Here is a 12,825-nt window from a genome sequence, read left to right on the forward strand (position 1 = left end):
ACTGCCGCGGAGGTCACATGAAACGTAGATTAGCACGAGAAATAGCGATTTCAAGCTTATACCAGATGGAAATGAATGAAGTTACGGCTTCAGATGCAGTGGACATGCTTGTGGAAGAAATGAGTTTAGATAATGAAATGGGTGCCGATCCTGCTGAGATAGGCAGTACAGATGCGTTCGCACGTGAGATTGTAGCTGGCGTGATGGAGCATAAGCAAGCCATTGACGGGATGCTTCAACAATTTTTGACAGGCTGGCATATTGATCGTTTATCCCGCGTAGATCGCCAGGTTCTAAGGCTTGCTACGTATGAGATGGTATTCCGCGATGATGTTCCGCCGAAAGCAACGATCAATGAAGCGATTGAGCTTGCCAAGCATTTTGGCACAGAGGAATCCGGCAAGTTTGTAAACGGCGTACTTGGAAAATTGCTTTTGGAAATCGAAGAATTAAAATCATAATGGATATGAAATTAATCAAACATTCATCGATGTAAAAGGAGACTGGAGCTATGTGTGCACAAATCATTGAAGGAAAGAAAATATCCGACCTTATCCGTGAGGAGATGATTACGGAAACTGCAGCCTTGAAAGAAAAGGGAATTATCCCAGGTTTGGCAGTCGTACTCGTAGGCGAAGATCCTGCCTCAAAAGTTTACGTTGGCTCTAAGGAAAAAGCTTGCCAGCAGCTTGGTTTTTATTCAGAGGTACATCGTTTAGACGCAGACACAAGTGAAGAGGATTTGCTTGCTGTTATTGAACGTTTGAACAATCAGTCTACGATCAACGGGATTCTAGTTCAACTGCCTCTTCCAAAGCATATTAACGAGAAGGCTGTTATTGATGCGATTGCCGTTGAAAAAGATGTTGACGGCTTCCATCCGGAAAGTGTTGGCAATTTGGTTATTGGCGACGACAGCCTGCTGCCTTGTACACCTGCAGGAGTAATTGAGCTTATCAAGCGCAGCGGCGTCGACATTTCGGGGAAACATGCCGTTGTTATCGGAAGAAGCAATATTGTGGGCAAGCCTGTTGCCATGCTGCTGCTTCGTGAGAATGCTACAGTTACCATCTGTCATTCTCGTACCGCAAACATGGAGGAAATCGCTAAACAAGCAGATATTCTTGTTGTTGCAATCGGGAAGGCAAAAGCTATTGACAGTAAATTTGTTAAGCCAGGGGCAATTGTTATTGATGTCGGCATTAACCGTTTGGAGAGCGGCAAGCTCGCGGGTGATGTTGATTTTGACGATTGTTTGGATACAGCCGGCTTCATTACACCAGTACCAGGCGGAGTTGGTCCTATGACGATTACGCTCTTAATGAAAAATACGATTACAGCAGCAAAAAGGGCTAACGGAATTAAGGAGTGATGGCGGGCATGGCTGATCAGCCTCGAATTTATTCCATAAAAGAGCTTAATCGGTATATTCGCATGAAAATGGAGTCGGATACACTGCTTGGCGATATTTGGCTGCGCGGTGAAATTTCCAATTTTACACATCATTCAAGCGGACATATGTATTTTACGCTGAAAGATAGCGACAGCCGGATCAAATCCATTATGTTCGCATCCCATAACCAGCGGCTTCCGTTTATACCTAAGGAAGGTACAAAGGTAATTGCTAGAGGGAATATAACGGTTTATGAGCGCGACGGCAATTATCAATTTTATGTTAATTCGATGCAGCCTGACGGTATTGGGAGCTTGTATCTTGCGTTTGAACAGCTTAAGAGCAAGCTGAGCAATGAAGGGCTCTTCGCAGAGTCGCGCAAACGGGCGATTCCTCTTTTTCCAAAGGCTATTGGAGTTATCACATCGCCAACGGGTGCAGCTGTACGTGATATTATCATTACTTTGCAGCGCCGTTACCCATTAATACCGATATATGTTTATCCTGTGCTCGTTCAAGGGACTGGGGCAGCACCTGCAATTGTAAAAGCGATAGAAGCAATGAACCGTTTTGGCGAAGCCGACGTATTAATTGTAGGGCGCGGCGGCGGATCATTAGAAGAGCTGTGGGCTTTCAATGAAGAATCCGTTGCTCGAAGCATTTCGAACTCGCAGATTCCTATAATCAGTGCGGTAGGACATGAAACAGATTTCACGATAGCTGATTTTGTCGCTGATTTGCGAGCCGCCACACCTACAGCTGCAGCAGAGCTCGCTGTTCCGAGCATTTTCGAATTGAAGCAGCAGCTGAATCGCCAGCAGCAGCGTCTAGTACAAGGAATTCGTTACCGTGTAAGTGATGAGAAGGAGAAGCTGCAGCGCATAAGGCGTTCACCTTTTTTCTTGCATCCGCGCAGGTATTTGCTTGAACAGGCAGAACGGCTCGATCGATTGTCAGAGCAGCTTGTTCAGCGAACAAAACGTATTACAGAACGAAGTCATATAAGATTGGCAAGGCAGCAAGCTACACTTTCTGCCCATCATCCTGGCGAGCGGGTAGCTTTCGCTGCCAAACGGTGGCAGACAGCGACGAAGCAGCTAGAGAGTGCTATGAATAATTCTGTTAAAGACAGGAAAAACAAGCTTTATACCTCTATGAAGCAGCTTGATGCCTTAAGTCCTTTAAAAGTTATGTCTAGAGGTTACAGCCTTGTGTATGATGAGCAAGAGCAACGATTAATCAAATCGATTCGCGATGTGAAAGTAGGCGACATCGTAAAGGTGAAAGTAGCAGACGGTCAGCTAGATTGTCATGTAGGTTCATTGAGAGGAGAGCAAATGGATGGCAGCAACGAATCAAAGTGAGCTCACATTTGAGCAAGCAATGGAACGACTAGATTCTATTGTATCTAAGCTTGAGAATGGCGATGTTCCTCTTGAGACAGCGATTGAGTTATTCCAGGAAGGAATGAAGCTTTCGCAGCTTTGCGGGGGTAAACTTGAGCAAGTTGAGCAAAAAATCGAACTATTGATTGAAACAGAGCAAGGCTTCCAGAAAAAAACGTTTGCAGATGCAATCGAGAATAAAGGGGAATAAGCTTGAGCGAGAGGGCAGCAATAAAAGCATATTTATCGCAAACCACGGAGCTTATTGAAGCTTCGCTAAAACAATCGTTACCAAGCTCATGGGATGTTCCCCTTCGTCTGAGGGAAGCAATGCTCTATTCCCTTGAAGCAGGTGGGAAACGCTTAAGACCAGCACTCGTTATTGCAGCCGCAGAAGCTGTTTTCAATAAGACAGAAACATTGAATGCTGCTATGCCCGTTGCTTGTGCCGTAGAGTTTATACACACCTATTCGTTAGTGCATGATGATTTGCCAGCTATGGATGATGATGATTTCCGCAGAGGCAAGCCAACCAACCACAAGGTTTTTGGTGAAGCAATGGCGATATTAGCCGGGGATGCGCTTCTGACGCACGCCTTTCATTTAATTCCACAAGCAGCTCGTCAAGGCGGTGTCGCAGCAGATGTTGCGCTTGCCATTGTCGAAGATTTGGCTAAATTAGCAGGAGCTCCTGGGATGGTAGGCGGTCAAGTTGCCGATATGCTAGGTGAGCAAGGCATTACGTCAATTCATGAACTAGAGTATATTCATCTTCATAAAACAAGTGATCTTATTGCCTTCTCGGTTATGGCTGGCGGCCGAATTGGCGGAGCAACAGAAAAGCAGCTAGAACTGCTCGCGATTTACGGACGCAACATCGGTCTTGCTTTTCAAATTCAGGATGATATCTTGGATTTGATTGGGGACGAGAAGAAGCTGGGTAAGAAGACGAACAGTGATGTTCAGCAAAATAAAGTAACCTATCCGTTCCTTATCGGAATAGAAGAAAGCAAAGCTCAAGTTGAACGGCTTACCCAGGAAGCGAAGTCTGCCGTGCTGGAAGCGGAGTTCATAGCTCCAGATCGACTGCTTGAAATTGCAGATTATCTTGTTGGGCGCGATCATTGAGTATGTGATGCTTTTTCCATTTTGGTTGGGAAAAAAAGCTCGGTATGCTATAATAGGAAAAATGTAGATGTACATGGGACAGCAATAAATGCTGTCCGCGAAAGCGAGGAAAGTAACGTGCTGCTTGACCAGATTAACGGACCTCAAGATTTGAAAGCTTTGACAACCGCTCAGCTAGAGCAACTGGCCGCTGAAATCCGTCAGTTCCTTATTGAGAAGCTTTCCGTTACGGGTGGTCATCTCGCTCCTAACTTAGGAGTCGTTGAGCTGACCCTAGCCATGCATTATTTATTTAATAGTCCAGAAGATAAGTTTATTTTTGATGTAGGCCATCAATCCTACGTTCATAAAATTTTAACCGGTCGTATGGATCGGTTTGATACACTGCGTCAATATAAAGGTTTATGCGGTTTCGTCAAACGTTCAGAAAGCGAACATGATGTTTGGGAAGCTGGACATAGCAGTACATCATTGTCTGCCGCTATGGGTATGGCGCTTGCTCGTGATCTTAAGGGTGAGAGCAATCGTGTAGTTGCAGTTATCGGCGACGGTGCTTTAACTGGCGGTATGGCCTTAGAAGCGCTTAATCATATCGGACACGAGAACAAGAACTTAATCGTTGTCTTGAACGATAATGAGATGTCCATTGCGCCAAATGTGGGTGCATTGCATCACTATTTAGGGAAAATTCGTACAGATCGTCATTATCATAAAGCTAAGGATGAGCTTCAACAGCTGCTCAACAAAATTCCGGCAATCGGCGGGAAGCTTGCTAAGACGGCTGAACGTTTCAAAGACAGCTTGAAATATTTGCTCGTTAGCGGCATTTTATTCGAGCAATTTGGATTTACTTACCTGGGTCCTGTAGACGGACATGATATCGAGCAAGTGATTGATATTATGCGTCAAGCGGATGCAATGCCAGGACCTGTTTTAGTCCATGTATTGACTGTGAAAGGCAAAGGTTATTCACCTGCTGAAGCAGATTCGTTCAAATGGCATGGCATCACGCCATACAAAATTGAATCAGGCCAAGTAGTCAAAGCAGTTGGCCCGCCAGTATATACTGACGTTTTTGGTCAGATGCTAATTGAGCTTGCTGAGAAGGATGAGCGCATCGTTGCTGTTACTCCAGCAATGCCGGGCGGTTCTGGTTTGCTCCCATTCGCTGCAAGATTTCCGAATCGAATGATCGATGTGGGCATTGCAGAACAACATGCAGCTACCATGTCTGCTGCTTTAGCGATTGAAGGCATGAAACCTGTGTTTGCAGTGTATTCGACTTTCTTGCAGCGAGCATATGATCAAGTCGTTCATGATATTTGCCGTCAGAACCTGAATGTTATATTTGCCATAGACCGTGCTGGATTCGTTGGCCCGGATGGTGAAACACATCATGGTGTTTATGATATTTCATTCTTAAGACATATACCGAATTTGGTCATTATGATGCCTAAGGATGAGAATGAGCTAAGACGAATGCTCAAGACCGCCGTAGAATATAATGATGGCCCAATAGCTGTTCGTTATCCGCGAATTGCAGGATTAGGCGTAGAGATGGAAGCAGATCCGCAAGTATTGCCTATAGGCAAGTGGGAAACCGTACGCGAAGGCGACTCCACCGTTATTATGGCCATTGGACCGATGCTGCAGGTTGCTGAAGAAGCTGCAGAACTTCTCAAGCGTGAAGGCATCAATGTTCAAATAGTAAATGCTCGGTTTATTAAGCCGCTTGATGAAAAGATGCTATTATCGTTTGCTGCAGAAGGCAGGCATATGATTGTGCTTGAGGAAAATGCAGAGCTTGGCGGATTTGGCAGCTCTGTTCTTGAGTTCTTCTCACTCAAAGGCATTTACGGCTTAACTATTCGGATCATTGGTGTACCTGATGTATTCGTTGAACACGGCTCAATTAAAGAACAACGCAAAGAAATTGGATTAACGGCTGAGAGAGTTGCAACTGAATTAAAAACGATGCAGCCAAGGCGCATGAAACGAGTTACTGGCAAACAGTAACGTCTGAGGGTGAAAGATGACAACAACAACAGCTAAAGAACGAATAGACGTATTGCTTGTTGAGCGCGGCTTTTATGAAAGCAGAGAAAAGGCAAAAGCGGCTTTGATGGCGGGTCTTGTTCTAGTAAATGACGAGCCTGTTGACAAAAGCGGTATGAAGGTGGCACGGTCGGCAGACATTAAGGTAAAGGGCGCGCTTCATCCTTATGTTAGCCGAGGCGGGCTAAAGCTGGAAAAAGCGATTCGAGTGTTTAATATTGATTTACGCGAACGCGTTATGCTCGACATCGGTGCATCAACCGGTGGCTTTACCGACTGTGCATTACAAAATGGGGCATCATATGTATATGCTATTGATGTTGGATATAACCAACTTGATTGGTCGCTAAGACAAGATGAACGCGTTCACGTTATGGAGCGAACTAATTTTCGTTATACGCAGCCAGCTGATTTAGTTGGGCCACCGCCAACATTTGCAACAATTGATGTATCCTTTATTTCGTTAAAACATATATTGCCTGCTTTATCTACGTTATTAACGGTTGGTTCCGGTATTGTAGCTTTAATTAAGCCGCAATTCGAGGCTGGGCGTGAGAAAGTAGGTAAATCTGGTGTTGTACGTGACTCTGGCGTGCACAGAGATGTGCTTCGAACCGTTTTGACTGGAGCAGCTGAGATTGGTTTTTCATTGCAGGATATTACTTTCTCTCCAATTACGGGTGGAGAAGGCAATATTGAATTTTTAGCTTATTGGCATTGGTCTGCTGAACCAAATACTGCTGTACCCGATGACAACGCATTAGCTGAGCTAGTGAAACAAGCAAATGAAACCTTTACAACGAATAAATAAATGAGAAAGGTGCCTGGCAGCGTCATAACTGCCGGCATCTTTTTTACTTTACAGCATAGTGTTCCATTTGTTAAACTATAGAAAAGCAAACAAACGTTCGGCAAACGACATAAACAGGAAAATGCCCCCAGCATAGCGAACGAATAAGTATACAATCCATTTGCGAATGGGGGATGCTGATGGGAACCTATGGTGATTGGGCGATCATGCTGGTCGCTGGATGTTTGTTTGTATTGTGGCTGTTCAGAGTGTTTCACCGCTGGCTGCATGAGCCTGCAAGTGTTAGTCGGCTTACGCTCGGCAAGGGCGGTACTCTTTCAGTAGATGATGAAAATATATTGTTGCTGGAGCAAGCTGGGTACGAAGTAACTTCAGGAAAACATTTAGTTCCGATTCCAATCAAGCTTGATGATGTGCCGCTTGGAAAGGGAAGCCGGTTATACATTGATTATATTGCGGAGAAGAATAATTGCACGTATATAGTGAAAACTGCTCGTGACCGGATGCCAATCGACTGGTCGCCGAGCGGTGTAAGAGATCGTTTGCTTGTGTATTCGCTGCTTTTGCCCGAATGCGACGGAATTTTATTCGTGGATGCAAGGGAGAAGTTGATTCGCAAAGTCACGTTTCACATCGCAGACCAATAACTCATGGAGGTTTTTTATGAAGGGGCTTCGTCAATATCGAATCAAAGAAATTATTAGCAATAGTGTGATTGAAACACAAGAGGAGCTTGTAGAAGCGCTTCGTACGACAGGTATGCAAGTAACGCAAGCGACCGTATCACGCGATATGAAGGAATTAATGCTAATTAAAGTGCCTGCAGGTGAAGGTAAATATAAGTATTCCATTCCGCAAGAGCATCAGAAGCAAAATCCTATTCATAAACTGAAGCGGGCTTTGCTTGACCATTTTGTACATATTGACTTTACAGATAATCTTGTTGTTATGAAATGTTTGCCAGGGACAGCAAATACCATTTGTGCATTGGTTGATAATATGGAGTGGACTGAAGTAATGGGTACTATCTGCGGTGATGATACGATCTTGATGATTTGCAGAACCAAGAAGCAAAGCAATGAAGTAGTAGAACGATTACTTGAGCTATTGAACTAAGGAGGATGTCAGAGCCATGCTGCGTGAGTTGTCGATAAGGAATTTAGCGGTAATTGAAGAAGTAAACGTTACATTTCATCATGGATTTCATGTATTGACAGGAGAGACAGGAGCAGGTAAATCGATTCTTATTGATGCGCTAAGCTTGCTGGTCGGCGGTAGAGGCTCCGCAGACATGGTACGGTATGGTTGTGATAAAGCTGAAATGGAAGCTTTATTTGACCTTCCACGAAATCATCCTGTATGGATCGTTCTGAACAAGCTTGGTGTACATGCATCCTGTGAAGAGATGTTAGTAATAAGAAGAGAGCTGTCTGCAAATGGTAAGAGCAGCAGCCGTGTGAATGGGCAGCTCGTTACAATGACGATGCTAAGGGAAATTGGCGAATGCCTTGTCAATATTCATGGTCAGCATGAGCATCAATCACTCCTTCGAACAGAACAGCATTTAGAGTGGCTAGATCTATTTGCTGGAGACTTGCTAATTGAACGGAAGCAAATATATCGGACCATATTTTCACAGCTGCAGCAGGCAAGAACATCATTGCGCGAGCTGGAAAATTCGACTAGACACAATGTGCAAATGCTTGATTTATATCGTTTTCAAATTGAAGAAATTACGAATGCACAGCTTAAGCCGTTGGAAGATGAGCTTCTAACAGAGCAGAGGCGCAAGCTATTGTATGCAGGGAAGAGAATGGACGCCGTATCGGAGGCCTATTCGCTTTTGTATKGAGGCAAAGGGCTTGATATGGTTAGCAAAGCAGTAGCTAAGCTGATAGATATTCAAACTTATGATGCAGCGAAACTAAATCCACTTCTTGAACAGCTTCAATCTGCCTTTTATCAAGCTGAAGATGCTGCATTCCAGCTTCGTGATTATCGAGATGGCATTGAGTCTGATCCTGATCAGCTCTCGCAGGTTGAAGACAGGCTTGATTTAATAAATAGTATGAAGCGCAAATATGGGGAAACAATACCCGATATACTTGCTTATTTAGAGAGGACAATTGTGGATCGTGACAAGATCGAGAACCGTGATCAACTTCTTGAAGAGCTTAAAGCAGAGGAAATTAAGCTTTATGATCAAGCGCTGATTTTGGCACAGGAATTGTCGCAGCTTCGGGAGCATGCAGCGACAAAGCTGTCTGAAGCGATTGAGAATGAGCTAGGACAGCTTCAAATGCCAGCGGCTAAGTTTCGTGTGCAAATCGATACGACAGTCGGAGGAGCGGGTGAAACAAAGCAGATTCGCTTGCACAGCAATGGTATGGATGAAGCGATCTTTATGCTCTCTACAAATCCTGGAGAGCCGTTGAAGCAGTTAAGCAAGATTGCTTCTGGGGGAGAAATGTCGCGTATTATGCTTGCCCTTAAGAGCATTTTCGCAGAAATTGATCAAGTTCCTGTACTTATTTTTGATGAAGTGGATACAGGCGTTAGCGGACGTGCTGCTCAGGCTATCGCAGAGAAAATGTCACAGCTTGCATCGAAATGCCAAGTATTCTCTATAACCCACTTACCTCAGGTTGCTTGCATGGCAGATCATCATTATGAAATAAGAAAACAAGTCATTGGTTCGCGAACATCTACATCTGTATCGGAACTTCTTGAAGCTGTTCGTATCGAAGAGCTTGCACGTATGCTCGGCGGAGTGGAAGTAACGGAAAAAACACGGAATCATGCACAAGAAATGCTTGATTTGGCACATAGACAGAAAGGAGCGTAATGGAAGCCAATTAGGGAATGTTTTTGTGGACATAAAACGAACGGGTGAGGGTAACTTAAAGGTACGCCATTGGCGACTTATCCTTCTTCGTCATGCGATGGAAATACAGGGAGCGTGAAATCATTGAACTCCAGTCAAAGGAAGCGATGGTTTGGCCTGGTTCTCGTTTTCTTCATTTGCATGATCGGAAGCTCCACCCCGTTTCAACATTTTGCCGCAATCCCGAATGAACTTCGTTTATTCTCCGGGCAACTGAAACGTTTACAATATGGAGTGCCCGTTCATGCTGAAGTAACGGTCGACCCTCAAATGCTTCAGATTAACGGATCAACCAGTCATTCTTTATCCGTAAATTTGAATGAACCACTGTCACTGCAGTCGAGTCAAAGCGGTCAAACGAAAATGAAAGTGAAATTATTTGGTAAAATTCCATTCAAGACTGTAAAGGTTAATGTTGTACCTGATCTCCGTGTCATTCCAGGCGGTCAAACGATTGGAGTCAAAGTTAAATCATCGGGCATTTTAGTTGTAGGACATCATCAGGTAGCTGGCAGCAACGGCATGAAACAATCACCTGGTGAGGCCGCAGGACTGCGTTTAGGCGATTTAATTGTGAAGATTGATGGTACAAGCATTAATCAAGTAAACAGGATTGCGGAGCTAAGTGAGAAGGCTGGCAATGAGAAGAAGCCGCTAGAGGTAACCTATAAGCGAGATGGGCAATTAGGCAAGACGCTTTTAAATCCAGTTTTTGATGCGGAAGATAAGGCATGGCGTTTAGGTTTATATATCCGTGATTCAGCAGCCGGCGTAGGTACATTAACGTTTTATGCCCCAGATCAGGGTGTTTATGGAGCATTAGGCCATGTTATCACGGATATGGACACACAAACTCCGATTGATGTTGGCGAAGGCCAGATTTTACAGTCCAGCGTTACGTCCATTAACAAAAGCCAAAATGGCGAGCCGGGAGAAAAAAGAGCGCATTTTGTGAAAGAAAGCAAAATATTAGGCAATGTTGAGCGAAACACTCCGTTTGGCATTTTCGGCAAAATGAATGAAGTTCCTACTCACAGTTACAGTGATAAATCTGTTCCTGTCGCATTTGCTGAAGATGTTAAGGAAGGGCCAGCGCAAATTTTGACTGTTGTGAATGGACAGAAGGTTGAGCGCTTTGATATTGAAATCGTGCATGTATCAAAGCAATCTGGTCCAGCAACAAAAGGTTTGGTTATTAAGATAACGGACAAAAGATTGTTAAACAAAACCGGGGGCATTGTTCAAGGGATGTCGGGTAGTCCGATCATTCAAGATGGCAAATTAGTTGGAGCTGTCACTCATGTATTCGTTAATGATCCCTCATCAGGATATGGCTGCTTTATCGAATGGATGCTGCAGGATGCAGGAGTGCTGCTGAAGTCGGCAAACGGACATATCGGCGAAGCTGCATAATGGCTTGCTATTAGAAAATAACGCCCACTTGAGCTGAACAGCAGCTTTGGCGGGCGTTATTTTTAATTAAATCCATTTATCTAAAAACCGCGTCAATGCGTAAATGAGCAATGAAATTTGTCGAAGAAGAACGAACATCATCGGTACATGTAATAAATTTTTTATTATATCGAATCCCCGTAAAAAAATAAAGAAAAATAATTTTCGACAGAAGGAATTGAACTCCACATGTCGAAAACTTTAGATTAGACAACTAGTGAGCGAAATCATCAATATCATTTAAGGGAGGACCACAACTTGCATAAGATCGAAGTATTATTAGCAGATGACAACCGGGAATTTACTAACTTGTTATCGGAATACATATCCGAACAAAGTGATATGAGTGTGAGTGGAGTCGCGTATAATGGAGAAGAGGTTTTAAGACATCTGGAGGAAGCAAGAAAAGTTCCTGATGTGCTTATCCTTGATATTATTATGCCTCATTTGGATGGACTAGGTGTGCTTGAACGGTTGAAAGAAATAAACCTATCTCCTATGCCCAAGATCATTATGCTGACTGCTTTTGGCCAAGAGAACATTACTCAAAAAGCGGTACAGCTTGGTGCTTCCTATTATATTTTGAAGCCGTTTGACATGGATATTTTAGCTAATCGTATTCGTCAGCTTGTTGGGAACCCAACTTACTCTTCAACGGGCAGCTTCACAACTAGCTCCTCTTCAATGAAATCCAACGTCGTTCCTATCCCTAAAGGGAAAAACCTCGATGCCAACATTACGAGCATCATTCATGAAATCGGAGTACCTGCTCATATTAAAGGTTACCAGTACTTGCGTGAAGCGATTACGATGGTTTATAACAATATCGAAATTCTTGGTGCCATCACAAAAACTCTTTATCCTGCCATTGCTGAGAAATTCAAAACAACGCCTTCTCGCGTTGAACGCGCTATCCGCCACGCCATTGAAGTGGCTTGGACACGGGGCAACATCGACAGCATCTCTCACCTGTTTGGCTATACGATCAACATCAGCAAATCAAAGCCTACTAATAGCGAGTTCATCGCAATGGTGGCTGATAAACTGAGGATTGAGCATAAAGTTAGCTGAATGTAGAAGGGAGAATCGTTAAAGGGAAACTCGTTGTTCCTAACTATCTATAATCTAGTTATTGTGTGACTTCATACCTTTCAACTAGGTCATCTTAAATTCGATATGATTTGAATCCACTGCTTTATTGGGCTTTAAACCCCATAAGAGGAGTGGATTTTTTTGTGGGGCAACATGACAAAATTTATAATAAATATTAAATTGTTATTATATTAATAATTTGGAGTATTAAAGAATGATCTTATATTAAGGGGTTATTTTAAACAGCTGAATAGAACATGATGTGATTTATGCAGTTAAGGAGATTATACGTAAATTATTTATAAAGGTTTTAGTAAACTAGTTTTTGGCATGTTGGTGATCGTAAAGTGAGTGACGTAGTAATAAGGATTTATTGTGTAAGTTGGGCTCAAACTGTCAGGTTTTCCCGTCGTGTAGATTCTAACGAACCGTAAAGAGCTTATGTTTACGGAAATAGATGTTTAAAGATGCTAACGAATCATAGCAACGCTATTAGTCACTTTTGATCAAGAAAAGAGACCAAATAAAAGAAATAAGGTAACTAGAGTTCGTTACATTTTATTTATTAAGAATTGAAGTCATTTAAGGTTATGGGGTTCGTTACGGTTGGCAATTGATTATGTAT

12 protein-coding genes are annotated in these 12,825 nt (G+C 43.3%); all 12 read left to right on the plus strand.

Translation table 11 applies throughout. From position 1 onward, the window contains the following. Nucleotides 1-17 precede the first annotated feature (17 nt). The 12 genes from nusB (at nt 18) to spo0A (ending at nt 12,179) form a co-directional block, all read left to right on the plus strand. Nucleotides 18-461, plus strand: coding sequence for a transcription antitermination factor NusB (gene nusB, locus AB4Z17_RS17870; protein WP_054024290.1), 444 nt, complete (start codon nt 18-20; stop codon nt 459-461). A 50-nt stretch (nt 462-511) separates the two neighbouring features. Further along, entirely contained in the window at nt 512-1,372 is an 861-nt protein-coding gene (gene folD / locus AB4Z17_RS17875; RefSeq protein ID WP_076266956.1) for a bifunctional methylenetetrahydrofolate dehydrogenase/methenyltetrahydrofolate cyclohydrolase FolD, read from the plus strand. A gap of 8 nt (nt 1,373-1,380) precedes the next feature. Then, the gene (gene xseA / locus AB4Z17_RS17880) at nt 1,381-2,757 is read left to right on the plus strand and encodes an exodeoxyribonuclease VII large subunit (protein WP_441910402.1); all 1,377 of its coding nucleotides are present in this window, start codon (nt 1,381-1,383) and stop codon (nt 2,755-2,757) included. After that, entirely contained in the window at nt 2,735-2,989 is a 255-nt protein-coding gene (gene xseB / locus AB4Z17_RS17885; RefSeq protein WP_076266958.1) for an exodeoxyribonuclease VII small subunit, read from the plus strand. Before xseA ends, xseB begins: the two co-directional genes overlap by 23 nt. A gap of 2 nt (nt 2,990-2,991) precedes the next feature. After that, on the plus strand, nt 2,992-3,906 hold the full coding sequence (locus AB4Z17_RS17890; protein ID WP_441910401.1) for a polyprenyl synthetase family protein: 915 nt from the start codon (nt 2,992-2,994) through the stop codon (nt 3,904-3,906). 117 nt (nt 3,907-4,023) lie between these two features. Next, on the plus strand, nt 4,024-5,922 hold the full coding sequence (dxs, locus tag AB4Z17_RS17895) for a 1-deoxy-D-xylulose-5-phosphate synthase (protein WP_441961170.1): 1,899 nt from the start codon (nt 4,024-4,026) through the stop codon (nt 5,920-5,922). Nucleotides 5,923-5,938: 16 nt separating this feature from the next. Next, nucleotides 5,939-6,772, plus strand: a complete 834-nt coding sequence (locus tag AB4Z17_RS17900) for a TlyA family RNA methyltransferase (protein ID WP_441910399.1) — start codon at nt 5,939-5,941, stop codon at nt 6,770-6,772. A gap of 179 nt (nt 6,773-6,951) precedes the next feature. Further along, complete coding sequence (locus AB4Z17_RS17905) at nt 6,952-7,419, plus strand: hypothetical protein (protein ID WP_441961172.1); 468 nt, start codon at nt 6,952-6,954, stop codon at nt 7,417-7,419. 16 nt (nt 7,420-7,435) lie between these two features. Continuing rightward, nucleotides 7,436-7,888, plus strand: coding sequence for a transcriptional regulator AhrC/ArgR (gene ahrC, locus AB4Z17_RS17910; protein WP_076266962.1), 453 nt, complete (start codon nt 7,436-7,438; stop codon nt 7,886-7,888). Between the two features lie 16 nt (nt 7,889-7,904). Next, on the plus strand, nt 7,905-9,617 hold the full coding sequence (gene recN / locus AB4Z17_RS17915) for a DNA repair protein RecN (RefSeq protein ID WP_441961173.1): 1,713 nt from the start codon (nt 7,905-7,907) through the stop codon (nt 9,615-9,617). Between the two features lie 123 nt (nt 9,618-9,740). Next, on the plus strand, nt 9,741-11,069 hold the full coding sequence (spoIVB, locus tag AB4Z17_RS17920; RefSeq protein WP_441961175.1) for a SpoIVB peptidase: 1,329 nt from the start codon (nt 9,741-9,743) through the stop codon (nt 11,067-11,069). 297 nt (nt 11,070-11,366) lie between these two features. Then, nucleotides 11,367-12,179 (plus strand): sporulation transcription factor Spo0A, encoded by an 813-nt coding sequence (gene spo0A / locus AB4Z17_RS17925; RefSeq protein WP_076266965.1) that lies wholly within the window; start codon nt 11,367-11,369, stop codon nt 12,177-12,179. Nucleotides 12,180-12,825: the final 646 nt, after the last annotated feature.

It is taken from the genome of Paenibacillus sp. TAF43_2 (genome assembly GCF_052113545.1).
In the GTDB taxonomy this organism is placed as follows: Bacteria; Bacillota; Bacilli; order Paenibacillales; family Paenibacillaceae; genus Pristimantibacillus.

Excerpts from the sequence above, each read along its gene's own strand:
- nusB (WP_054024290.1), top strand. The coding sequence starts at position 18 with ATGAAACGTAGATTAGCACGAGAAATAGCGATTTCAAGCTTATACCAG.
- folD (WP_076266956.1), top strand. The coding sequence starts at position 512 with ATGTGTGCACAAATCATTGAAGGAAAGAAAATATCCGACCTTATCCGT.
- xseA (WP_441910402.1), top strand. The coding sequence starts at position 1,381 with ATGGCTGATCAGCCTCGAATTTATTCCATAAAAGAGCTTAATCGGTAT.
- xseB (WP_076266958.1), top strand. The coding sequence starts at position 2,735 with ATGGCAGCAACGAATCAAAGTGAGCTCACATTTGAGCAAGCAATGGAA.
- AB4Z17_RS17900 (WP_441910399.1), top strand. The coding sequence starts at position 5,939 with ATGACAACAACAACAGCTAAAGAACGAATAGACGTATTGCTTGTTGAG.
- AB4Z17_RS17905 (WP_441961172.1), top strand. The coding sequence starts at position 6,952 with ATGGGAACCTATGGTGATTGGGCGATCATGCTGGTCGCTGGATGTTTG.
- ahrC (WP_076266962.1), top strand. The coding sequence starts at position 7,436 with ATGAAGGGGCTTCGTCAATATCGAATCAAAGAAATTATTAGCAATAGT.